Annotated in this window: 20 protein-coding genes; 15 read left to right on the top strand and 5 right to left on the bottom strand. The window is 74.2% G+C overall.

What is annotated here, in order from left to right; genetic code table 11:
• Positions 1 to 6: 6 nt before the first annotated feature.
• The 4 genes from ACA511_RS01085 to ACA511_RS01070 form a co-directional block, all read right to left on the bottom strand.
• Positions 7 to 2,670: a hypothetical protein gene (locus tag ACA511_RS01085; RefSeq protein WP_375022097.1), complete on the bottom strand. Its 2,664-nt coding sequence runs from the start codon at positions 2,668 to 2,670 to the stop codon at positions 7 to 9.
• A 79-nt stretch (positions 2,671 to 2,749) separates the two neighbouring features.
• Positions 2,750 to 3,799, bottom strand: coding sequence for a cation diffusion facilitator family transporter (locus ACA511_RS01080; protein WP_375022096.1), 1,050 nt, complete (start codon positions 3,797 to 3,799; stop codon positions 2,750 to 2,752).
• Positions 3,800 to 3,901: 102 nt separating this feature from the next.
• The gene (locus ACA511_RS01075; protein ID WP_375022095.1) at positions 3,902 to 4,918 is read right to left on the bottom strand and encodes a hemolysin family protein; all 1,017 of its coding nucleotides are present in this window, start codon (positions 4,916 to 4,918) and stop codon (positions 3,902 to 3,904) included.
• Positions 4,915 to 6,270, bottom strand: coding sequence for a hemolysin family protein (locus tag ACA511_RS01070; protein ID WP_375022094.1), 1,356 nt, complete (start codon positions 6,268 to 6,270; stop codon positions 4,915 to 4,917). The genes ACA511_RS01075 and ACA511_RS01070 overlap by 4 nt, the downstream gene beginning before the upstream one ends.
• Before the next feature lie 326 nt (positions 6,271 to 6,596).
• On the opposite strand from ACA511_RS01070, the gene ACA511_RS01065 reads away from it, so the two are divergent.
• The 7 genes from ACA511_RS01065 (at position 6,597) to ACA511_RS01035 (ending at position 16,088) form a co-directional block, all read left to right on the top strand.
• The gene (locus ACA511_RS01065; protein WP_375022093.1) at positions 6,597 to 7,883 is read left to right on the top strand and encodes a hypothetical protein; all 1,287 of its coding nucleotides are present in this window, start codon (positions 6,597 to 6,599) and stop codon (positions 7,881 to 7,883) included.
• Positions 7,884 to 8,389: 506 nt separating this feature from the next.
• Complete coding sequence (locus ACA511_RS01060; protein ID WP_375022092.1) at positions 8,390 to 10,540, top strand: tetratricopeptide repeat protein; 2,151 nt, start codon at positions 8,390 to 8,392, stop codon at positions 10,538 to 10,540.
• A gap of 2 nt (positions 10,541 to 10,542) precedes the next feature.
• On the top strand, positions 10,543 to 11,688 hold the full coding sequence (locus ACA511_RS01055) for a PP2C family protein-serine/threonine phosphatase (RefSeq protein ID WP_375022091.1): 1,146 nt from the start codon (positions 10,543 to 10,545) through the stop codon (positions 11,686 to 11,688).
• Entirely contained in the window at positions 11,685 to 12,998 is a 1,314-nt protein-coding gene (locus tag ACA511_RS01050) for a VWA domain-containing protein (protein ID WP_375022090.1), read from the top strand. The genes ACA511_RS01055 and ACA511_RS01050 overlap by 4 nt, the downstream gene beginning before the upstream one ends.
• Before the next feature lie 5 nt (positions 12,999 to 13,003).
• Positions 13,004 to 13,711, top strand: coding sequence for an FHA domain-containing protein (locus tag ACA511_RS01045; protein ID WP_375022089.1), 708 nt, complete (start codon positions 13,004 to 13,006; stop codon positions 13,709 to 13,711).
• On the top strand, positions 13,708 to 15,246 hold the full coding sequence (locus tag ACA511_RS01040) for a hypothetical protein (RefSeq protein WP_375022088.1): 1,539 nt from the start codon (positions 13,708 to 13,710) through the stop codon (positions 15,244 to 15,246). Before ACA511_RS01045 ends, ACA511_RS01040 begins: the two co-directional genes overlap by 4 nt.
• A gap of 17 nt (positions 15,247 to 15,263) precedes the next feature.
• Positions 15,264 to 16,088, top strand: a complete 825-nt coding sequence (locus ACA511_RS01035; RefSeq protein WP_375022087.1) for a glutamate ABC transporter substrate-binding protein — start codon at positions 15,264 to 15,266, stop codon at positions 16,086 to 16,088.
• Between the two features lie 3 nt (positions 16,089 to 16,091).
• On the opposite strand, the gene ACA511_RS01030 is transcribed toward ACA511_RS01035, so the two are convergent.
• Positions 16,092 to 16,445, bottom strand: coding sequence for an STAS domain-containing protein (locus ACA511_RS01030; protein ID WP_375022086.1), 354 nt, complete (start codon positions 16,443 to 16,445; stop codon positions 16,092 to 16,094).
• Between the two features lie 410 nt (positions 16,446 to 16,855).
• Between ACA511_RS01030 and ACA511_RS01025 the strand changes: the two genes are divergently transcribed.
• The 8 genes from ACA511_RS01025 (at position 16,856) to hisC (ending at position 23,436) form a co-directional block, all read left to right on the top strand.
• Positions 16,856 to 17,527 carry a lysophospholipid acyltransferase family protein gene (locus ACA511_RS01025; protein ID WP_375022085.1) on the top strand — a complete coding sequence of 224 codons (672 nt, stop codon included), beginning with the start codon at positions 16,856 to 16,858 and terminating at the stop codon, positions 17,525 to 17,527.
• Between the two features lie 80 nt (positions 17,528 to 17,607).
• On the top strand, positions 17,608 to 18,303 hold the full coding sequence (locus ACA511_RS01020; protein WP_375022084.1) for a hypothetical protein: 696 nt from the start codon (positions 17,608 to 17,610) through the stop codon (positions 18,301 to 18,303).
• Between the two features lie 114 nt (positions 18,304 to 18,417).
• On the top strand, positions 18,418 to 18,600 hold the full coding sequence (locus ACA511_RS01015; RefSeq protein ID WP_375022083.1) for a hypothetical protein: 183 nt from the start codon (positions 18,418 to 18,420) through the stop codon (positions 18,598 to 18,600).
• Between the two features lie 146 nt (positions 18,601 to 18,746).
• Positions 18,747 to 20,084 carry a flotillin family protein gene (locus ACA511_RS01010; protein ID WP_375022082.1) on the top strand — a complete coding sequence of 446 codons (1,338 nt, stop codon included), beginning with the start codon at positions 18,747 to 18,749 and terminating at the stop codon, positions 20,082 to 20,084.
• Between the two features lie 137 nt (positions 20,085 to 20,221).
• Positions 20,222 to 20,896: an NUDIX domain-containing protein gene (locus ACA511_RS01005; RefSeq protein WP_375022081.1), complete on the top strand. Its 675-nt coding sequence runs from the start codon at positions 20,222 to 20,224 to the stop codon at positions 20,894 to 20,896.
• Positions 20,897 to 20,982: 86 nt separating this feature from the next.
• Complete coding sequence (locus tag ACA511_RS01000) at positions 20,983 to 21,255, top strand: DUF6401 family natural product biosynthesis protein (RefSeq protein ID WP_375022080.1); 273 nt, start codon at positions 20,983 to 20,985, stop codon at positions 21,253 to 21,255.
• 85 nt (positions 21,256 to 21,340) lie between these two features.
• Entirely contained in the window at positions 21,341 to 22,228 is an 888-nt protein-coding gene (gene sigJ / locus ACA511_RS00995; protein ID WP_375022079.1) for an RNA polymerase sigma factor SigJ, read from the top strand.
• Positions 22,229 to 22,356: 128 nt separating this feature from the next.
• Positions 22,357 to 23,436, top strand: a complete 1,080-nt coding sequence (hisC, locus tag ACA511_RS00990) for a histidinol-phosphate transaminase (RefSeq protein ID WP_375022078.1) — start codon at positions 22,357 to 22,359, stop codon at positions 23,434 to 23,436.
• Positions 23,437 to 23,451: the final 15 nt, after the last annotated feature.

Here is a 23,451-nt window from a genome sequence, read left to right as displayed (position 1 = left end):
CCCCCGCTAGTCCTCCGCGGTGGCGGACGCGCGCTCGAAGGGGCCGCGCACCAGCCGCTCGGACGGGCCGCCGGCGTACTCCCGGTACTCCGGCGGACGGGACCCGGGCGCGCCGATCAGCACCCAGCGGTGCGTCCGGACGGCCCCGATGAGGAACTCGGCGTCGGTCAGCGCCCCCGCGTCCGCGGCGATCAGCGCGTCGAATTCCTGGTCGGGGGCGGTGAGGGCGGCCCCGAGCGGCGTCCCGACGACGACGTCGGCGGTGCGGAGCAGAACGTCGCTCTCCACCGCCCGGCCTCCCTCCAGATAGCCGGTGAGGTGCTCGATCCGGGCCATCGCGCGCCGCTGGTGCGCGGGGACGGCGTCCGGGTCGGCGGCGGGATCGGCCCCGCAGATCTCCGCGACGTTCTCCCGCATCCGCGCCTCGGTCTGCGCCGCCGTCTCCAGATCGGCCTCGCGGACCGACATCTCCTCGGCCGCCTCCGCCGTCCGCCGGTCGAGCAGGGCCGACGTCTCCGCCGCCTTCATCGCCGCGGTCTCGGCGTCCGCCCGTGCCCGCGCCGCCGCGGCGCGGGCCTGCTCGCGGGACGTCCGCGCGGCGGTGATCCGGTCCTCGATCTCCTGCGCGACCTGGTGCGCGGCGCGGGCCCGCACGCCCGCCTCGGTCGCCCGCTCCACCGCCTCGGACGCCAGCCGCGCGTGCTCCCGGTGCTCGCCGCCGGCCTTCTCCCGCTCCGTCGCCAGCCAGGTCAGCTCGGTACCGAGCCGCTCTTGGGCCTCCTGCGCCTGCTGGAGCCGCGCCCCGCCCTCGGACACGAACGACGCCAGCCCGCGGCGGACGCGTTCCGCGTGCTCCGCCACGTCCTTGGCTTCCCGCGCGCGCTTGGCGGCCTCGTCCGCCTCCCTGGTGCGGGCCTTGACCTCGGCGCGCAGGCCCCCCAGCTCGGACGGCGGCGACGCCACGTGGAGCCGCTGGCCCAACGTCATCTTCCGCCGGACTCCCGACAGCGCCGACTCCGCCGACACCAGCCGGTAGTAGGCGGCGTGCCCCTCGGCGGCCGCGTCGGCGTCCGCCGCCGTCAACCTGTGCGCCTCCTCCGCCGCGGCGGGCAGCGCCTCACGCGCGCGCGCCAGCTCGTCGGTCAGCGACGCCTCCGCCTCCCGCGCCCCCTGCAACTCGGACTGCGCGGTCTTGGCCCGCTCGTCCAGCTGCGCACAGCGCGCGTAGGACGCGTCGGCCGTCCGCGTCTGGGCGGTCGCCTCGTCGGCCGCCTGGTCGGCGTCCGCCTGGAGCCGGTCGGCCTCCGCGCGCGGCTCCACCAGCTCCGCCTCGGCCTCCGCCTGGACGGCGGCGAGCCGCTCCGTCTCCGCCTCGGCCTCCGTGGCGGCCTCCGCGGCCGCGGCCGCCGTCGTCCGGGCCTCCTCGATGGCGTTGCGCAGCGCCGCCTGCTCCGCGTCAAGCTCCTCGCCGCGCCGCAGGGTCTCCGCCTGGACGGCTTGGAGCGCCGCCGCGTCCCGCGGCCACTGCTCCAGCCACAGCAGGCCGCGCCGCAGCAGCCGGACCTCCGTGTCCCACGCCTGCCGCCACGCCTCGCCGACCGGCCGCAACGCCGCCGACCGCACCCGCGTCTCCGGCGCGGACGGCCCCTCCTCCGGGACGACCGGCTCCGCCGTCTCTCCGGTCTCCGCGTCCGCGAAGCCCTCCGCACCCTCCGGAGGGACGGCGGGGAGCGGCTCCGCGCGTGTGAGGGCGGACGGGTCGTCGCCCTGGCCGGGTTCCTGCGGTAGGGAGGGGAGCGGCTCGGCGCGGGTGACGGCGGACGGGCTTTCGCCGCTTCCGGGGTCCGGCGGCATGGCGGGAAGCGGCTCGGCGCGCGTCATGGCGGACGGGCTCTCGTCTGCCGCGGGCTGGCCGCCCACCGGCCTGAACTCGACCGTTCCGTTGGAACCGGGCTCGCGCACCGGAGGCGGCGGCGCCGCCTGCTCCTCGGCCGGCGGCGCGGATGCCCGGTGCTCGCCGGGCGGCTCCTCCGCCGCGTCCTCCTCCGGGACCGGTGGCATCGCCCGCGTCCGCACCGACCTGGCCTCCGCCGTCGCCGGACGCGTCTCGATCAGCAGCGAGAAGATCTCGGGGTCGTCCTCCATGCTCCGCAGCAGGTCGGCGGCCTGCTCCGGCGTGGGCGCGAGGAGAAGCGCGCGCTCGTCGGACGCCGTGAGCTCCTTGACCGCCTTCCGGACGGCGTCGGCTTCGCCGCCCTCCGCCACGTGGACGAGCCGCGGGGACTCCCCGTCCGGCGACCCCGGCGCGACCAGGAAGCGGGCGAGCGCCTCCCAGTCGCCCGCGACGCGCTGGTCCCGCAGCGCCCGCAGCGCCGCCGCGTGCGGCGCCCACCCGACCGGCGGGACGTCCTCGGGCGCCTCTCTGAGCCGCGCGTCGATCCGCTCATAGAACTCGCTCAGCGGCGCGTAGACGCTCTCGACCAGCTCGGGCCCGCCCCAGCCGACCTCGTCCGTCCCCAGCGCCGGTGTGGGGTCCCCGCCGTCGATCGGAACGGTCTCCAGACCGGCCCGCGCGTCCTCCGCGAGGTCCGCCGGGGGCTCGCCCGGCTCCGCCGGGGCCTCCCCCGGGTGCTGCTCGTCGGGCTCGTTGGTGTCTGCCGGCTGCGTCACGACGTCATCCCGTCCCAGATCGACCGTCCGGGGCCGTTTTTCCCCTTCTGCCGAGGACTAACGTCTCATACGACAACGATCAGCGGTGACCGGCCAGGGCCGCGTGATGATCTTCACCGTCGCGGGGCTCGGGGTCGGGGTGGACGAGGGCGCCGGACAGGCGCGGCAACGCGTGCAGGAGGCTGTGCTCGGCGTCCACGGCCACCTGGTGGGCGCGGACGACGGTGCAGTCTGGATCGACGGTGACGTCGCACTCGGCGCGGAGGTTGTGGCCGATCCAGCGGAGGCGGACGTCGCCCACGGAGAGGACTCCAGGAGTCGCGGAGAGGGCCGCTTCGGCGCTGTCGACAAGGGCGGGGTCCACGGCGTCCATGAGGCGGCGCCACACCTCGCGGGCCGTCTGCCAGAGGACGACCGAGATCGCGGCCGTGATGAGCAGGCCCACTGCCGGGTCTGCCCAGGGCGCGCCCAAAGCCATGCCTGCGGCGCCCAGGAGGACGGCCAGGGACGCGAATCCGTCCGTGCGGGCGTGCAGGCCGTCGGCGACGAGAGCCGCCGAGCCGATGCGGCGGCCGATGCGGATCCGGTAGCGGGCCACCAGTTCGTTGCCCAGGAAGCCGACGAGGGCCGCCCCGGCGACGGCGGCCAGATGTTCCACAGGCTGTGGATGGGACAGGCGCTCGACGGCCGCGTACCCGGCGACGGCGCACGACGCGGCGATGGCCACCACGATGACGATGCCCGCCAAGTCCTCGGCACGTCCGTAGCCGTAGGTGTACCGGCGGGTGGGCGGACGCCTGCCGAGGATGAACGCGATGCCCAGCGGGACGGCCGTGAGCGCGTCCGCGGCGTTGTGGAGGGTGTCGCCGAACAGCGCCACCGAACCGGTGAACGCGACCACCACCGCTTGGAGGACGGTGGTCGCGCCCAGCCCGGCGAGCGAGATCCACAGGGCGCGCATGCCCTGGGCGCTCGCCTCCAGCGCCGAGTCCACCTTGTCGGCCGCCTCGTGGGAGTGCGGCCGCAGGACGTGTCGCAGACGCGCCCGGAGGCGCCCGTGCTCATGGCCATGCCCGTGCTCGCGGCCATGCTCGTGCCCGTGACCGTGGTCATGCCCGTGACCGTTCATAGGTCCAGGGTGAACCACGAATCCCGTTGCAGCACCTCGACAACTGCGGCGTTATCGCAGGTGCGCGGCCTGCGCCGGTGCGGGTGTTTCGCCAGTGCGGACTCAGTGCGGGTTCGTCGCCAGCAGCTCCGCCAGGAGGTCGTCCAGCGTGACGATGCCCGCGAACTCGCCCCGCTCGTCGTTCACCACGGCGAGCTGGGCGCGTCCCCGGCGCATGCGGCTGACCGCGTCCAGGACGGTCGTCTCCGCCGTGAGGACGGGCGCGGGGTGGGCCAGCTCGTCCGCGCGGCGGTCCCCGTTCGGCTCGGTGATCGCGGCCCGGACGTGCACGATGCCGGTCATCGCGCCGTCCCCGGACCGGACGAGCAGCCGGTTGTGGCCGCTGGCGGTCGCGGTCCGGCGGATCTGCGCGGCGGTCGCGTCCGCGCCGATCGTGGTGACGGACGTGGCGGGCACGACGAGCCGCCCGACGGTCGCCTCCCGCGCGGAGATCGCGCGGCGGAGCAGCTCGTGGTCGTGCCGCCCGATGAGGCCGACGCGGCGCGACTCGCCGACCAGGTGGGTGAGCCGCGCCGGGTCGGTGTGGCTGTCCAGCTCGTCCTTCGGGGTGACGCGGAAGAGCCGCAGCAGCGCGTTCGTCGTCGCGTTCAGCGACGACAGGATCGGCCGGGACACCTTCGCGAACGCGCGGAACGGCAGCGCCAGGATCAGCGCCGACCGCTCCGGATGCGTGATCGCCCACGACTTCGGCGCCATCTCCCCGATGACCATGTGCAGGAACGTGACGACGGCGAGCGCGGTCCCGAGCGCGATGGCCTTCACGCCCGCCTCGGGGACGCCGAGCGCGTGCAGCGGCGGTTCGAGGAAGTGCTCGAACGCGGGCTCGGTGACGATCGCGAGGCCCAGCGAGCACATGGTGATGCCGAACTGCGCGCCGGCGAGCATCAGCGACAGCTCGCGGACGCCCGCGAGGGCGGCGACGGCGGGCCGGCTGCCCGTGGCGGCGGCGCGTTCGAGCTGCGACCGGTTGGCCGCGACCAGCGCGAACTCGGACGCGACGAAGAAGCCGTTCCCGATCAGCAGCAGCACGGTGATCAGCAGCGACGGCAGCGGGTTCATGACACCTCCACCGACGACGGCGCCGGTGCCGGCGCCGTCGGGCGCGGCACCGGCACGGCCGCCGCCCTGATCAGGACCTTCTCCGCGACGCGGCGCGCCACGCTCACGACCTCCAGCTCGACGGCGCCGGAGCCGGAGCCGCCCCCGGTGTCGCCGCCGAGGTCGACGGTGAGGCGGTCGCCCGCGGACGGCAGCCGCCGCAGCTCCGCCATGACGAGCCCGCCGAGCGTGTCGTAGGCGTCGCCCTCCGGCAGGTCGAGCCCGGTGAGGCGGCCGACCTCGTCGATGCGCATGCCGGCGTCGACGAGCCACGAGCCGTCCGGCCGGGACGTCGGGGCGTACTCCAGGCCGTCGGTCTCGTCGGTGATCTCCCCGACGAGCTCCTCGGCGACGTCCTCGAAGGTGAGGATGCCGGCGAGGCCGCCGTACTCGTCCACGACGCAGGCGAACTCCTGCCGGGAGTCGCGCATGTGCTCGATGACCCCGTACAGCGGCTGGCTGCCGGGGACGAGCAGCGCCGGCCGCGCGATCCCGCCGATCGGCGTGGACGGGTCGAGCGTGTCGTCGGCGACCTCGCGGACGCCCGCGACGCCGACCACGTCGTCGACCTCCGTCCCGTAGACGGGGTAGGCGCTGTGCCCGGTCTCCCGGATCAGCGCGACGAGCTCGGCGACGGTCGCGGTCGACGGCAGCGTCCGGACCTGCGGGCGCGGCACCATGACCTCGTCCGCCGTCAGCTCGCCGAAGGACAGCGCGCGGTCCAGCAGGCCGGACAGGTCGGCGGGCAGGTGCCCGGCGCTGTGCGACTTGCCGATGATGTCGCCGAGTTCCTCAAGCGTGGCGCCGCTGTGCAGTTCCTCGACGGGCTCGACGCCCACGGCGCGGAGCAGGCGCTCCGCCGAGCGGTCGAACAGCCGGATCAGCGGCCCGGCGACCGTCAGGTACACGAGGGTGGACGCGGCCAGCGCGCGCGCCAGCGACTCCGCGCGCGCCAGGGCGAGGTTCTTCGGGAACAGCTCGCCCAGCAGCATCTGGATGAGGGTCGCCACGACGAAGCCCGTCGCCAGCGCGATCGCGCCCGTGGCGCCCTGGGGGACGCCGAGAAGCTCGAGGAGCGGCTGGATCAGCTCGGCGAGGGCGGGTTTGGCGATGAAGCCGACGACCAGCGTCGTCATCGTGATGCCGAGCTGCGCGCCCGACAGCATGAACGACAACCTGCCGATGACCTTGAGGGCCCGCCGGGCGGACGTGTCGCCGCGTTCGGCTGCCTGCTCCAGCGTCGCGCGGTCGGCGGCGACGTAGGCGAACTCCTGGGCCACGAAGTATCCGGTGGCGGCGGTGAGAAGGATCACCGCGAGCACTCCCAGTGCCGCGCTCAGCACGGCGCACCGGGTCTATGACTGGGGTCCGACACCGCGGACTCACCACTCCTCTCGTAGACGGACTACCTGTCGTAACGTCACTCAGGACAACGACGTTCCCGGTGCACAGGGTACGGGCCGGACGGCTGTCCGCCTCGTGTCCGGGCGTCCGTTCGCGGCGCGGCCCGCGGGGTTTCGCGCGCGGCGGGCGTGGGCGAAAGCACCTTGTCTGGGTTAGTGTCACGGATCACACTTGTATGCGAGCGTACGTCCGATAGTGGTCCGGTCCGTGCTCCCAGACCGGCGCCGCCGAGGACATGCTCAGGGGGACCGGAGAAGCGATCGCGGGGCAGACGTTGGACCAGAGCGGGGCCGGGGCCGCCGCGCCCATGAGCCGTGAGGGCGTCGACCATGCCCTGCGCGGGCTCCGGGACGAGCGCGAGCGCATCTCCTCATCGCTGGCCGAACTCGAACGCCAGTCCGCGGTGCGGCTGCTGGCGGGCGCCCGGCTCACCGGCGAGACGCTGCGGCGCTGGGAGGACGCGCGGTCCCGGCTGGCGACGCTGTGGCGGCTCTTCGACGCGTACCAGCGCGTCCTGGAGGAGGCGTGCGAGCTGCGCGACCGGTCGCCGCGTCCGGACGTGGCGACGCTGACGGAGCTGTCCGGGCTGCTGTCGGGATGCTCGGTGGAGCTGCCCGACGGCGAGGTCCCGCTGGAGCACCGCACGCTGCTCGGCCCGCAGGAGCGGCGGATCACCCTGGACGAGGCCGTCGCGATGATGTCGGACGCCTACGAGTTCGTCGCGCGCGAGGTCGCCGCCGCCGACGCCGCCTGGACCGCGCTGCTCCGGCCGCTGGAGCTCGCCGAGGAGGGCTGGCGGACGACGGCCCGGCTGGCGCACTCGCTGGACGGCACCCGCCATCCCGAACTCGACCGCGTCGGCCGGGAGCTGACCGCGCTCGGCCGGCTCGTCCGCACCGACCCGCTGTCGCTCGTCCGGAACGGGCGGCCGGACACCGGCCGGCTCGACCGCGTCCGCGCCGCGCTCACCACGCTCGGCGACGAGCTCGGCGGCGTCGCCCGCATGCGCGACGAGTACGACGTGCTGCTCGCCCGGATCACCGCCGAGATCGAGGAGGTCGAGGACACCGAGCGGCGGGCGCGCGACGCGTACTCGACCGCCCTCGCCAAGATCCACTCACCGAACCTGCCGGCGCCGTCGGCCGGCCTCGCGACCCCGCTCCGCGACCGGATCGCCGCCCTCGAACGGCTCCGCGAGGCGGGCCGCTGGGTCGAGATGGCGGGCCGCTTCGCCGAGCTGGAGCGGGCCGCAGAGGAGGCGTTGGAACGGGCGCGCGGCGATCTGCGTCTCAGTGCCGGCCTGCTGGACAGGCGGGGCGAGCTGCGCGGGCGCCTGGAGGCGTACCGGGCCAAGGCGGCGCGCCTCGGCCTGGCCGAGGACGCGCGGCTCACCGAGCTGTACGGCGAGGCCCGCGAGGTGCTGTGGACGGCCCCGTGCGACCTGCGCCGGGCGACCGCGGTCCTGGCGGAGTTCCAGCGGGCGATCAGGGCGAGCGAGAGCGAGACGGGGACGCGGCGATGAACCGATGCACCCAGCCCGGCTGCGCAGGCGAGATCGACGCGGACGGCTTCTGCGACATCTGCGGCATGGCCCCCGCCCCTGACCCGGCCCCCGTCGCCGGCCCTGCCCCCGCTCGCGCCCCCGGCCCTGTCCCCGCGCCTGACCCGGCTCCCGGCCCTGTCCCCGCGTCCGGCCCAGGCCCTGCATCCGCTCCCGGCCCTGGCTCTGTCCCCGCGCCCGTTCCCGCTCCCGGCCCTGGCCCAGCGTCCGGCCCAGGCCCTGCATCCGCTCCCGGCCCTGGCTCTGTCCCCGCGCCCGGCCATGCGCCTGCTCCCGGCCACGGCCGTGTTCCCGCCCCGGCTCCCGCTCCCGACTCGGCTTCCGCCCCGGCGGTCTCCGCCGGGTCCGCGAGGGCCGGGTACACGCAGGCGGCGCCCGCGCGGGTCCCGGTCGCGGCGGTCACCACGCAGACGCCCTTCGCGCCCCCGACGAGCCGGGAACCGGGCTCGCCCGCGACCGGACGGGACGTGCCCGGCGGCGGCACGTCCGGGAGTTCGGCGGGCAGCGCCCGCGGGACGGTCGGGTCCGGCCGGACGGCGTCGCGCGGCGGCACCCGGGGCACCGGGTCCAGCGGCTCGACCAGGCGCGGGATGCTCGGCGCCGGGCTCGTCGAGGTCCCGCCCGTGCCGGCCCGCGACCCCGCCTCGGCGATCATGGAGAACCCGGAGGTGCCGGAGAAGCGGCGCTTCTGCAGCAAGTGCGACGAGAAGGTGGGGCGGAGCCGGGGCGGGCGCCCGGGCCGCACCGAGGGGTTCTGCCGGAGCTGCGGGCACCCGTTCTCGTTCACGCCGAAGCTGCGCGCGGGCGAGCTGGTCGGCGGCCAGTACGAGGTGCTCGGCTGCCTCGCGCACGGCGGCCTCGGCTGGGTGTACCTGGCCCGCGACCACAACGTGAGCGAGCGCTGGGTCGTCCTGAAGGGCCTGCTCGACACGGGGGACGCCGACTCCCTCGCCGCCGCGACCGCCGAGCGCGCGTTCCTCGCCGAGGTCGAGCACCCCAACATCGTCAAGATCTACAACTTCGTCCAGCACGGCGGCTCCGGCTACATCGTCATGGAGTACGTCGGCGGGCGCTCCCTCAAGGACATCCTGCTCAGCGTCCGCGCCCGGCACGGCGACGAGGCGTCGCTGCCCCTCGGCCAGGTGATCGCGTACGGGCTGGAGGTGCTGAGCGCCCTCGGCTACCTGCACGGCGTCGGGCTGCTGTACTGCGACTTCAAGCCGGACAACGCGATCCAGTCCGAGGAGCAGCTCAAGCTGATCGACCTCGGCGGGGTGCGCCGCGCCTTCGACGTGGAGAGCCCGATCTTCGGGACGCCCGGCTACCAGTCCCCCGAGATCGGCTCGCAGGGCCCGTCGGTCACGTCCGACCTCTACACGGTGGGACGGACGCTCGCCGTGCTCAGCTTCCCGTTCCGCGGCTACACCGGACGGCATCTGCGCAGCCTGCCGCCCCGCGACGAGGTCCCGGCGTTCCAGCGGCACGAGTCGTACCACCGGCTGCTGCGGCGCGCCACGCACCCCGACCCGGCCCGCCGGTTCCAGAGCGCCGCCGAGATGGCCGAGCAGCTGACCGGCGTGCTGCGCGAGGTCCTGTCCGCCGAGGACGGACGGCCCCGGCCCGCCCCGTCGCCGCTGTTCGGGCCCGAGCAGCACACGGCCGGCACCGACGTCGTCGCCACCCTGGAGACCGCGACCGTCCTGGCGCCGCTGGAGCCGCCGGCCGCCGCGGCGGCGCTGCCCGTCCCGCTGGTGTCCGCGTTCGACCCGGCGGCCGCGTTCCTCGCCGGGCTCACCGCCCGCGACCCGGCCGACCTGGCGGTGGCGCTCGGCTCCGCGCCGGTCGCGTCCCGCGAGGTGCGGCTCGCCCTGCTGCGCGTCCGCATCGAGCTGGGCGACCTGGACGGCGCGGCCCGGCTCCTCGACGAGATCGCGGCCGAGGCCCCGGACGACTGGCGCGTCGACTGGTACCGGGGCGTCCGCGCCCTCGCGGGCGGACGCGGCCAGGAGGCCGTCGCCGTCTTCAACGACCTGTACGACCTGGCGCCGGGGGAGCAGGCGCCCAAGCTGGCGCTCGCGTTCTGCTACGAGACCCTGGGCGACATGGGCAACGCCAGCCACTACTACGAGACGGTGTGGCGCACCGACCCCACCCACGTCAGCGCTGCGTTCGGACTGGCCCGCGCCTGCCTCGCCGCGGGCGACCGGGGCGGCGCCGAACGCGTCCTGGACTCGGTCCCCCGCGTCTCCAGCCACTACCTCGCCGCGCAGCTCGCCGCCGTCGCCGCGGCCGTCCGGGGCCGCGGACCGGACGAGCTGAACGCCGCCGCGCTCATCGGGGCGGGCCGCCGGCTCGCGTCCCTGCGGCTCGACACCGAACGCGCCGCCGCGTTCGCCGCCGAGGTCCTGGAGGCGGCGCTCGCCTGGCTCCGCGCCGGCCGCACCCCGATCCCGGCCGGGTTCCGGCAGCAGATCCTCGGCACCGAACTGGACGAACCGGCCCTCCGCGCGAAGCTGGAGAAGACCTACCGCGTCTTGGCCAAACTCGCCGACACCCCCGGACACCGCCACACCATGGTGAAACGCGCCAACGCCGTCCGCCCGAGGACGCTCTTCTGACCATGGACACCGACCAGCCCACGAACACCGGCCAGCGCTCCCACGCCCCGGCGTGCCGCACCTGCGGCGACCCGGCCCACGTGCACGACCGCTTCTGCGAGAACTGCGGCACCCCCGACCCGGCGCCCGCCCACCAGGCGATTCCCGCGCAGGCCGAGCGACCCGTCCGGAGTGCGCCGTCCGCGCAGGGCGCGCGGCAGGCGGCGCCGTCCGGGCCGGACGCGGCGTGGCGGACGGGGTGCGCCGACTGCGGAGGGCCGGCCGTCGGGGCGGACGGTTTCTGCGAGCGTTGCGGACTGCGACAGCCCGACGCGCGGGACCCCAGCGCGCGGCAACCCGCCGTCCCGGACTCCGGCGTCCCGGAGCCCGGCGGGCGGGAGCATGTCGAAACCGATCTCGGGGCGGCCGGGGCGGCGGTGAGCGATGTCGGGCTGCGGCGGCGGCGGAACGAGGACGCGTTCGCCATCGCGGCGCTGCCGCGCGGAGCCTGCGCGGTGGTGTGCGACGGGGTCGCGACGGCGCCGGGGTCGGCGGAGGCGTCGCTGCGGGCGGCGGACGCGGCCGTGGCGGTGCTGACGGGCCGCGTCTCCGTCGGCATGGACCCGCGCGCGGCGACGCGCGCGGCGGTGGAGCGGGCCGCCGAGGTCGTGGCCGGGCTCGCCGCCGAGCCGGACGCGTCGCCCGCGTGCACGTTCGTGTCGGCCATCGCGGATCCGGCGGGCCTCACGGTCGGGTGGGTCGGCGACAGCCGGGCCTACTGGCTGGGCGAGACGGGGTCGTGCCTGCTGACGCGCGACGACTCGTGGGCCGAGTCCATGATCGAGCAGGGCGCGATGACCGCCGCGGACGCGCGGGCCGACCGGCGGGCGCACGCGATCACGGCGTGGCTCGGCGCGGACGCGGGGCCGGTCGAGCCGCATGTGGCGGCGTTCCGTCCGACGGGCCCCGGGGTGGTCGTGCTCTGCAGCGACGGGCTGTGGAACGACCTGCCGGAGGCGGCGGACCTCGCGGCGGCGGCGACGGGACCGGACGGTCCGATGGGCGCGGCGCGGCGGCTGCTGCGGGCGGCGCTGGACGCGGGCGGCCGCGACAACGTGACGGTGGCGGTGCTTCCGTGCGCGCCGCCGGGTGGGGAGCGGGGCAGATGAGCGGGACGCCGGAGTTCACCGTCCGCGTCGACCAGAACGCCTGCCTTCCGGCGGGCGGCCGGGAGATGCACGCCATCGTGACCGTGGCGGCGCGCTCGTCGGGCGGCGGGGGCGCCCCCGCCGCGGAGATCATCCTCATCGACACGTCGGGCTCCATGTCGTACCGGGGGAAGATGGCCGCGGCGAAGCGGGCCGCGCGGGCGGCGGTGAACGTGCTGCGGGACGGCGTGCACTTCGCGGTGGTCGCGGGCGCCAACCGGCCCCGGATGATCTACCCGCAGGGGGAGCGGCTCGTCGCGGCGGACGCGGCGTCCCGGCGCGGCGCGGTGAGCGCGATCGGGCGGCTGGAGGCGGCCGGCGGGACGGCGATCGGGTCGTGGCTGCGGCTCGCCGGACGGCTGTTCGCCGAGCACGACGACGCGCTCAAGCACGCGATCCTGCTGACCGACGGCAAGAACCAGCACGAGTCGGCCGAGGAGCTGGACGCGGCGCTGCGGGCGTGCGCGGGCCGCTTCCTCTGCGACGCGCGCGGCGTCGGCACCGACTGGGACGTCGCCGAGCTGCGGAAGATCACGTCGGTGCTGCTGGGCGGGTTCCTGGACGTCCCCGACCCCGCCGACCTGGAGGCCGACTTCCTGGCGATGACGCGCGCCGCGATGAGCAAGGAGGTCGCGGACGTGACGATGCGCGTGTGGACGCCGCAGCAGGCGCGGCTCCGTTTCGTCAAGCAGATGGTCCCGGCCGTGGAGGACCTGACCGGCAGGCGGGTCGATTCGGGCACGCAGACGGGCGACTACCCGCTCGGCGCGTGGGGGGCCGAGTCCCGCGAGTACCACGTGTGCGTCGAGGTGCCCCCAGGCGACGTGGGACGGCAGATGCGGGCCGCGTGGGTGAAGCTCCTCGCGGGCGACCAGGTCCTCGCGTCCGGCAACGTCCTCGCCGAGTGGACGGACGACGAGGTCCGCTCGACCAGGATCAACGGGCGGGTGGCGCACCACACCGGGCAGTCGGAGCTGGCCGAGGCGATCCAGGAGGGCCTGGAGGCGCGGCGGGAGGGCGACGAGGACACCGCGACCGCCCGGCTCGGGCGCGCGGTCGTCCTCGCGCGGGAGGTCGGCAACGAGCAGATCTCCGGCCTGCTCGACCGGGTCGTGGACGTGGTGGACGAGGCCGCCGGCACGGTGCGGCTGAAACGGGACGTGTCGAAGGCGGATGAGATGTCGCTCGACACCCGTTCCGTCCGGACCGTCCGGACCCGGCAGGGCGACGACGCCGGCGCGCCGGGCGGCGCCGACAGGGCCGGAGGCTGAGGCCCATGCCCATCTGCCCGAGCGGACACACGTCCGAGGACGCCGACTACTGCGACGTGTGCGGCGACCGCATCGGCGGCCCGCCCCCGGCGCCCCCGGCGGCGCCCGAGAGCCCGGCCCCGGGCCCGGCCGTGTGCCCGCACTGCGGGACGCCGCGCTCGGGCCGTTTCTGCGAGGCCGACGGATACGACTTCGACACCGGCACCCTCTACACGGTCGAGCTGGCGATCGACCGCGCGGCGCGCGCGGACCCGGTGGTGCCGCAGCCGCGCACGGGCAGTTCGCCGTCCGCGCAGCCGGGTCCGTCGGCACTGGTCGCGGCCGACCGCGCCTACTTCGACACCGTCCTCGCCGAGATGGGACCGGACGCCGCCGGCCTCGCGTTCCCGCCGTACTGCCCGGAGCGCCGCGTCCCGCTGGTCGGCGGGCAGGTCCGGATCGGGCGGCGCAGCAGGTCCCGCGGGATCGAGCCGGAGATCGACCTCGGCGTGCCGCCCGTGGACCCCGGTGTGTCGCATCTGCACGCCGTCCTGCTGGCCCAGCCGGACGGCGCCTGGAACCTCGTCGACCCCGGTTCGGCGAACGGCACGACGGTGAACGGCGGCGCCGAGCCGATCCCGGTGAACGTGCCGCTGCCGGTGGGCGACGGCGACCGCATCCACGTGGGCGCCTGGACGACCATCACGCTGTCCCTGCAGGAGGGCACGCCATGACGATGAGTCCCGCGCAGCCGGCGGTGCCCGCTCCCCGGACACCCCCCGGCCCGCCGCCGAGCCCGCTGCCCGATCCGGAGCCGCCGGTGGTCCAGCGCGCAGGCGGAGGACGTCTCAGGACGTTCTTCCGCGGCCGGTGGCTGAAGACGATCCCGGGCCGGGTGCGCATGCACGTCGTGCTGTGCCTGGCGGCGATCGTCGCGCTGCTGGCCGTCCTCACGCTGGCGCTCGGGAACGCGCGCGATTCGGTAGAGACGATCGGGCACGACGCGGGCCCCCAGGTCGTCGCGACCGGCACGCTGTACTTCGCGCTCAGCGACATGGACGCCCAGGTGTCCAACATCCTGCTCATCGGACGTGAGCACGACCTCGGCGTCGGCTACGACGAGTCCCTCCGGGTGTACGAGAGGCGCCGCGCGGAGGCGGACGCGGCGGCGGTGCAGGCCGCGCAGCTCGCAGGACGCGATCCGGCCCTGAAACGGACCGTCCAGGAGGTGCTGGACGGCCTCGGCAAGTACGAGCGCCTCGTCGGCCAGGCGATGCAGATCGACGCCCAGTCGGCCCACGCGCCGGGCGAGCTGCCGGGCCAGGGCATCGACGCCTACCGGCAGGCGACCGACCTGATGAAGCTGCAACTGCTGCCCAAGGCGTACAACATCACGCTCGACAGCGGCGCGCACGTCCGGCAGTCGTACGAGACGAAACGGTCGGCGGTGCTGGCGGGACGCACCTGGGTCGCCGCCACCGGCCTGATCGTCCTGCTGCTCCTGATCGCGACGCAGCTGTACCTGGCGAGGACGTTCCGCCGCGCGCTGAACCCGGCGCTGGTGCTGGCGACGCTCGCCGCGATCGTCCTCACCACCGTTGGCGCGGGCCTGCTGACGGCGCACGCGGGTCACATCAAGAAGGCCAAAGTGGACGGATTCGACTCGATCCTCCAGTTGTCCCGCGCGCGCGCCATCAGCCACAGCGCGTTCGCCGACGAGAGCCGCTACCTCCTCGACCCCGGGCGTGCCGACACCTACGAGCAGACCTACCTCGACAAGTCGCTTGCGGTCATCTACCCCGACCTCGGCAACAAGCCGGTGAACCTGGAGAACTACTACGCGGGACTGGAGCAGAAGGTCGCCGCGTACAAGCCCGGCCAGGGCGCCGTCCCGTTCCTCGGCTTTCTCGGGGACGAGGCGCGCACCGCGGACCGGGGCCGCGAAGCGGACGCTCTCGCGCGCACCCTCCGGGCGTACCGGGCCGTCCAGCGCAACGACGCGCAGATGCGGCGGCTCGCGTCGGCCGGGAACCGCGCCGGGGCGATCGACCTGCGGATGGGGCGGACGTCCGGCGCCATCCGCGACTTCGGCGCGTTCGACGCCTCGCTGAGCGCGCTGACGGCCGTCCACCAGGACGCCTTCGACGAGGCGATCAAGGACGCCGACGGCGGGCTGCGCGGCTGGAACGCCGTCCCGCCCGCCGGCGCCGCCGTCATCGCCCTGCTGATCCTGGCGGGGGTCCGTCCCCGGCTGGCCGAGTTCCGCTGACCGGAGGAGAGCAAGCCATGCGCGCCACCGCCATCCGAGCGACCGCCGCCGTCCTGACCGCGGCGGTGACGCTGGCGGGCTGCGGCCTCGGCGGCGCCGAGGAGGAGTCGATGGCCGGCAAGGACTCCCTCGTCATCGGCGTCAAGGAGGACCAGCCGGCCCTCGGCGTCAAGCGCCCGGACGGGACGTACGAGGGCTTCGACGTCGACGTCGCCACCTACATCGCGGGCCGGATGGGCGTTCCGAAGAGCCGCATCACGTGGAAGACGACGAACTCGTCCGTGCGCGAGGAGGCGCTCGCCAAGGGCACCGTCGACCTGATCGTCGCGACGTACTCGATCACCGCGAAGCGCAAGACGGCGGTCACCTTCGGCGGGCCCTACTACGTGGCCCACCAGGACACCTTCGTCCGCGCCGGCGCCGGTTCGATCAAGGACGTGCGCGACCTGAAGGACAAGCGGATCTGCGAGGTGTCCGGCTCCAACTCCTGGCGCCGCGTCATCGAGGAGCGCAAGGTCGCGGCCAAGCCGGTCACCGTCAACACCTACGGGGCCTGCATGGAGGCGCTGGCCGACGGGAAGCTCGACGCCGTCTCGACCGACGACCTGATCCTCGCCGGGTTCGCCACCGGCCGCCCCGGCCGCATGATCAACGCGCCGTTCACCGACGAGAAGTACGGCGTCGGCCTCAAGAAGGGCGACCTGAAGGGCTGCGAGGAGGTCAACCGGGCCATCACCGCGATGTACCAGGACGGCACCGCGCAGCGCCTGCTCACCAAGTGGTTCGGCGAGTCCGGGCTGAAGCTGACGACGAGCGTCCCCCAGTTCGAGGGCTGTACCTGAGCGTCAGGGCGTGGTGGTGGACGGGAACGCGACGACCGCCTCGCGCAGCGTGTCGTAGATCGGGATGAACTTGTCGATGCCGGTGATGCGGAAGACCCGCTGGACGCGCGGCGGCAGCGCCACCAGCGCGATGTGGGAGCCGCGGCCGATGGCGCGGCGGTTGGCGGCGACGAGCGCGTTCAGGCCCGTCGAGTCGCAGAACGTCACCTCGCGCATGTCGACGACCATCGATTCGTCCGAGTCGACGACCTCGAACAGGGTCTCCTCGAAACGCGCCCGGGACACCACGTCGATGTCGCCGTGGACGCGGACGACGGTGCAGCGGTCGTCGCGCATCAGGCTGATGTCGAAGTCCATGGTCACCTCACGCCCCACTCCGGTGGTCCCCGGCCATCACAGGTGACTCCTCAGGATCGCGCACCCGTGCCCGCATTCCAAGCTCTCACCGGGAATAGGGACCGGGCCGCCGGCCCGCCTCCCGGACCGTAACGCCGTACCGGTCGCCCGGCCGGATCCCACGTGCCGACTCTACCCGACGCGCCGTCCAGGGCGTCCGGATGCGTCCGGGGTCATCCGGGAAACGGGGCAATAACTTACTCAAGAGAAACTTACTAGAGAGTAAGAAATGGCGTGCAATGCTGGTTGAGCTAGGCTTGACCTGGGCTTAGGCCATTTCTTACCCGCCGCCACGCGCGAAAGACGGACGCTGACTCGGGGGCGGATCGGCGCAGAGGTTACAGTGGCGGTGGCGAAATTCGGGAGGCTGGATGTTCTACACGTTCATGACGCGGGTGGTGCGTCCGATCCTCTGGCTGCTTTTTCGGCCGCGCGTCGTCGGCGGTGAGAACGTGCCGAGCTACGGGCCGCTGATCGTGGCGAGCAACCACCTGTCGTTCATCGACAGCTTCATCATCCCGCTCGCCGTCCCGCGCCCCGTCACCTACATCGCCAAGGCCGACTACTTCGAGGGCGGCGGGCTGAAGAACCGCTTCGTCCGCTGGTTCCTCACCAACCTCGGGCACGTCCCGGTCCGCCGCGGCGCCCGCCGCGCCGCGATGGGCGCCCTGGAGCAGGCCGCCGAGGTCCTCGACAACAGCGGCGCGTTCGCGATCTACCCGGAGGGCACCCGCTCCCCGGACGGACGCCTCTACCGCGGCCGGACGGGCGTGGGCTGGCTCGTCCTCGAATCCGGCGCCCGCGTCCTGCCGGTCGCCCTGGAGGGCACCGAGAAGATCCAGCCGATCGGCGCGGCCTTCCCCCGCGTCTTCGGCCCCCGCCCCACCGTGCGCATCGGCCCGCCCATGGACTTCTCCCACTACGACGACCTCCCCCCGGCCAAGGCCCGCCGCGCCATCACCGACGAGATCGTCGAGACCATCCAGAAGATGTCCGGCCAGGACTACGCCGCCGAGTACAACGATCGCGCCGAGAAGAGCTAGCGCCGCCCGCTGCTCCGGCGGCGCCGTGCCGGGCGTGTCGGCGGGGGCGGGCGGCGGGTTCGGGTCGTAATGTCGCGGCCATGGCGTACAGGTTCCTCCCGATCGTCCTGTTGGTGACCGCCGCCGCCGCGACCGCGTGCGGGGGCGGCGGCGAGCGTGCCCGGGAGGTGGGCGGCACCGCGCGGGCGGAGGTCGCGGGCATCGGGTTCACGTCCGACCAGCTCGCGCAGGCGCTGCTCACCGAGGCGACCGGCTACCGCCGCGCGGGGGAGCCCGACTCCGGGGAGTACGGCTCGCTGAAGGCCATCCAGAACGCCGCCAGGCTCCAGCGCGAGGCGACGCTGGACAAGCCGCGCTGCGGGACGGGCAGTCCCGGCGGCACCGTGGCGGGGGACGTCCCGGCGGCGCTCGTCTCGTTCACCGGCAACGCCGGGCAGACCGCGACCGAGACGCTGATGGGCATGTCCGCCGCCGACGGCGAGAAGCAGGTCAACGCGCGCGTCCCGTCCGGCTGCCTGGGCTTCCGCACCAAGATCGGGTCGAACCTGGCCGAGCACCGCGTCGCCGAGGTGCCGAAGGGCGACATCGGCGAGGGCTCCCGTACCGTCGGCGTCACCACGACCAGCGGAAACGCGAAGACCCGCACCTGGTACGTCGTGTTCCGGGGCCGCCACTACCTCGCGACCGTGTCCGTGTTCGGCCCGACCGTCACCCGCGCGGACGCCGAGCGCCTCGCCCGCGAGGCGCACGCCCAGGCGGAACGCGTCCTGCCGTGAGTCGCGCGGCTCGCGGACCGTCTCGTCCAGCGGATACGGTTCGGCTTACACGGGACGTGCGTCCCGGGCGTGTCGTACCCAGCGGGGGTGTCCTTGATCGGTAAGGAGGGCCGGGTGACCGGCCGGATCGGGCCGGGGCTCGTCGGCGAGGTCATGATCCCCATCCGCGGCGGTGTCGAGGCGTTCTACGCCCACCCCGTGAACCCGCAGGACGAGATCGGCGTCGGGACGATCATCGTGGTGGTCGAGCACCACCCGCCCCGCACCGTGTACGTCGCGCCCGCCCTGCCCCAGTAGCGCCTGCCCCCAGCGGCGTCGTCCCGGTGACAAGGTGGCACAAAGAGGCCACAGGCTGGGAGAACCGGACGCGTCCCCCGCGCGTCTGAGGGAAAACGCGGACGGGGATGTGAGCCGGCCGCGCCGACATCTGAAGAGGAGGCCGCATGCCCGTTCTCGCCGTGGCGATCGGTGTGGTCGTCGCCGTCATCGTATTGATCATCTTGTTCAAGATGGTCTGGCGCGTCGCCGAGCCGAACGAGGCTCTGATCATTTCCGGTCTGGGCGCCAAGTCCAAGGCGGTCGACGGCGTGGACAGCCTCGGATTCAAGATCGTGACGGGCAAGGGGACGTCCGTCCTGCCCGGCTTCCAGGTCTCCCGGCGGCTGCGGCTCGACAGCCGCGCCGCCAACCTCGAAGTGAACTGCGTGACCCAGCAGGGCATCCCGGTCAAGGTGCGCGGCGTGGTCATCTACAAGGTCGGCGACGACCTGGTGTCGATCGCCAACGCGGCGCGGCGCTTCCTTGAGCAGCAGGCGTCCATGGACGGCGCGATCCACGAGCTGTTCACCGGCCACCTGCGCTCGATCATCGGCAACCTCACCGTCGAGGACCTGATCCTCAACCGGGAGCGCCTCACGTCCGAGACGCGCAGCTCCGCCGCCGACGAGATGAGCAAGCTGGGCCTGGTCGTCGACTCCCTGCAGATCCAGGAGATCGACGACGAGACCGACTACATCGCCAACCTGGGCCGCCCGCACGCCGCCAAGGTCGCCGCCTCGGCCCGCATCGCCGAGGCCGAGCGCAACCAGGAGGCCACCGAGCGCGAGCAGGAGACCGAGCGGCAGAACGCGGCCGTCATCCGGGACACCGAGATGAAGAAGGCCGAGTACGAGGGCCAGGTTCAGCAGGCCGCGCAGCTGGCCCGGCAGGAGGTCATCCTCAAGGAGACCCGCAACGCCGAGCTGGAGGCCGAGCGCACCGAGAAGCGGCTGGAGAGCGAGATCCGCAGGCCCGCGGACGCCCGCGCGTACGAGCAGGTGAAGCTGGCCGAGGCCGAGCGCGACGAGCGCATCGCGCAGGCGCAGGCCGCGGCGACCGAGATCCAGCTGAAGGCGCAGCGGCAGGCCGAGGCCACCCGGATCCTCGGTGAGGCCGACGCGGACGCGATCCGGCAGAAGGGCCTCGCCGAGGCCGAGGCGATCAAGGCCCGCGCGGTCGCGCTGGCCGAGAACACCGACGCCGTCATCGCGCAGCAGCTCGCCGAGCAGTGGCCGCAGATCGTCGAGGCCGGCGCGGGCGTGTTCGGCAACGTCGACAACATGGTCGTGCTCAACGGCGCCGAGGGCATCGAGGACATGCTGGCCAAGGCGCTGACGCTCGGCGGCACCGGCCTCGGCGTCGCCCGCCAGCTCCTGTCGAACCTGAACGGCCCGCCCGCCGCCAACGGCCACAACGGCTCCGTCCCGGCCGTTCCCGCCGGAGAGATCCCCAAGGAAGACTGACCGTCCACCCGAGAAGGCCCGGCCGCCCGGCCGGGCCTTCTCGCATGAACCCGACCCCCGCAGCACGGGCAGGCGCGCGGAGCGAGCGGCTCGCAACGGGGGGATCGGGGGGTCGCCCCACCAATAGACTCCGGGGCATGTCCGTGCCGCGGCTCGCCGTTTCCGTCGACCTTGTCGTGCTCACCGTGCGGCAGCAGCGGCTCTGCGCGCTGATGTGGCGGCGGGACCGGGCGCCCTACGACGGGGCGTGGTCGCTGCCGGGCGGGTTCATCCAGCTGGACGAGGACCTGCCGGTCGCGGCGTCCCGGCTGATGGCGGAGCGGGCGGGCCTCGCGGACGTGCGGATCCACCTGGAGCAGCTCGCGACCTACGGCTACCCCGACCGCGACCCCCGGCAGCGGGTGGTCAGCGTCGCGTACCTGGGGCTGGCGCCCGACCTGCCCGCGTCCAGCCGCGCGCAGGTGCTTTGGACGGCCGTGGACGAGCTGGTCCACCGTGACCGGGCCGCGTTCGACCACCGGCGGATCCTGTGCGACGGGATGGAGCGGGCGCGGGCGAAGCTGGAGTACACCTCCCTCGCCGCCGCGTTCTGCCCGCCCGAGTTCACCGTCGCGGAGCTGCGCCGCGTGTACGAGATCGTGTGGGGCACCAGCCTCGACCCGCGGAACTTCCACCGGAAGGTCACCGGCGCCGACCGGTTCCTCATCCCGACCGACCGGACGACGACCCGCGACGGCGGCCGTCCGGCCCGGCTGTACCGCCGCGGCGACGCCGAGCAGCTGCGGCCCCCGATGCTGCGTCCACGGGCTTGACCTGGGGTGATGTCCAGGGCGATGGCCAGGACGGCGGACGGGGCGGCTGCGCGGGCAGTGCCGCGCGGTTGCTATTTTCGGTCCCTGTGAACGGTGACGAAGCGCTCGGCCCGCTCGTCCGCGACATCGGCGCCGCCGGCGTCGCGGAGATGGCCGGCTCCCCGGGGCTCGCGGCGGCCGTCGACCAGCACGTGGCCACGCTGCGGGACGAGCTGGGCTCGCCCGGCGCCGCGGAGCTGATGGACTACCTGCACGGTTTCGCCGAGGACGCCTTCAACCGCGGCTGGTGGCCGGACGACCCCCGCGACTGGGAGTTCGTCCGGATCGTCGCCGTCTGCTGGATGATCGGCTCGCAGTAGTCCCGGGGTAGGGCCCGTCACACCCGCGGCGTCCGGTTCGTCAGTGCGGTGAGCACGGACGACGGCGACGACAATGGGGACGACCATGAACGACCGCGACTTTCTGGCCGACCGGTTCGAGGAGCACCGCACGCACCTCAAGGCGGTGGCCTACCGGATGCTGGGCTCCCTGACGGAGGCCGACGACGCGGTGCAGGAGGCATGGCTGAGGCTCGCCCGCTCCGAGACCGGCGAGATCGGCAACCTCGGCGGCTGGCTGACCACGGTCGTCGGCCGGGTCTGCCTGGACATGCTGCGCTCGCGCACGCAGCGGCGCGAGACGTCGCTGGAGTCCCGCATGCCGGACCCGATCGTGAGCGGCGCGTCCGCCGATCCCGAGCAGGAGGCGCTGATCGCCGACTCGGTCGGGCTGGCCCTGCTGGTCGTGCTGGAGTCGCTGAACCCGCCGGAGCGGCTCGCCTTCGTCCTGCACGACATGTTCGGCCTGCCGTTCGAGGAGATCGCGCCCGTCATCGACCGGACCCCGGTCGCGGCCCGCAAGCTCGCCAGCCGCGCCCGGCGGCGCGTCCGGGGCGAGGCCCCCGTGCCCGATCCCGATCCCGTCGCGCAGCGCCGTGTCGTCGACGCGTTCCTCGCCGCCGCGCACGACGGCGACTTCGACGCCCTGGTGACCGTCCTCGATCCGGACGTCGTCCTGCGCGCCGACGGCGGGAAGGCGCTACCGGGCGGCATGCGGGTCCTGCGCGGCCGGGAGACGGTCGCGGGCCAGGCCGTCACCTTCCACCGTATGGCGACGCTCTCGACCAGCCGTCCCGCGCTGGTCAACGGCGCGGCCGGGCTGGTCAACACCGTGGACGGCAAGCTGTACTCGGTCATGAGCTTCACCGTCACCGGCGACCGGATCACCGCGATCGACATCCTGTCCGACCCCGAACGGCTGGCCGCCCTCGACCTCACCGGCCTGGACGACTGACGCCCGCCGCGGCGCCGACCGCGCCGGCCGCCGGGGCGGCCCGCGGGGGCCGCGCCCGGCCTTCGAACCGGCCGGAACACCCCGGCTAGGCTGGGGTTCGTCATTTCTGTGCAATCTGGAGGACAACGGTGTCCGAGGCAACCACTCCGCGCTTCCGCTCCGTCCTCGACCGGTTCGTGGCTTACAAGCCCGGCAAGGTCGTGGTGTCGCCCGAGGGCCGCTCGTTCAAGCTGTCGTCCAACGAGTCTCCGCACGGCCCGCTGCCGTCGGTCGTGGACGCGATCGGCGAGGCGGCCCGCAACATCAACCGCTACCCCGACAACAACGCGACGGCGCTGACCGAGGCGATCGCGTCGTTCTGCGGCGTCCCCGCCGACCATGTCGCGGTGGGCTGCGGCTCGGTCGGGCTGACGCAGATGCTGCTGGAGGCGGTCGCCGAGCCGGGCGCCGAGGTCGTCTACGCGTGGCGGTCGTTCGAGGCGTACCCGCTGCTCGTGTCGCTGTCCGGGGCGACGGGCGTGCAGGCCGCGCTGAAGGACGAGACCCACGACCTGGCGGCGATGGCCGACGCGATCACCGAGCGGACGCGGCTGGTCTTCCTCTGCAACCCGAACAACCCGACGGGCACGATCGTCCGGCGCGCCGAGATCGAGGCGTTCCTGGACCGCGTCCCCGCCGACTGCCTGGTGGTGCTGGACGAGGCGTACCGCGAGTACGTCCGCGACGACGAGGTCCCGGACGGCCTCGCCTACCACGGCGACCGCCCGAACCTGGCGATCCTCCGCACGTTCTCCAAGGCCTACGGCCTCGCGGGCCTCCGCATCGGGTTCCTCGTCGCGCATCCCGACGTGGCGGGCGCGATCCGCAAGACGTTCCTGCCGTTCAGCGTGAACTCGGTCGCGCAGGCCGCCGGGATCGCGTCGCTGGAGGCCGCCGACGAGCTCCTGGAGCGCGTCGAGGGCACGGTGAAGGAGCGCGACCGCGTCCGGGGCGCCCTCCTCGCGGACGGCTGGACCGTCCCGCCGACCGAGGCCAACTTCGTCTGGCTGCGCCTGGGCGACCGCACGATGGAGTTCTCCGCCGCCTGCGACGCGCAGGGCGTGAGCGTCCGCCCCTTCGACGGTGAGGGCGTCCGGGTGTCCGTCGGCTCCCCCGAGGAGAACGACGCCTTCCTCGAAGCGGCCAAGTCCTTCCCCCACCGCAACTAGGGGACGGCAGGGCTC

Origin of the sequence: Actinomadura sp. GTD37, from assembly GCF_041951365.1 — a bacterium.
In the GTDB taxonomy this organism is placed as follows: domain Bacteria; phylum Actinomycetota; class Actinomycetes; order Streptosporangiales; family Streptosporangiaceae; genus Spirillospora.
The sequence above is the reverse complement of the archived record's forward strand: the minus strand, read 5'-3'. Positions and strand labels throughout refer to the sequence as shown.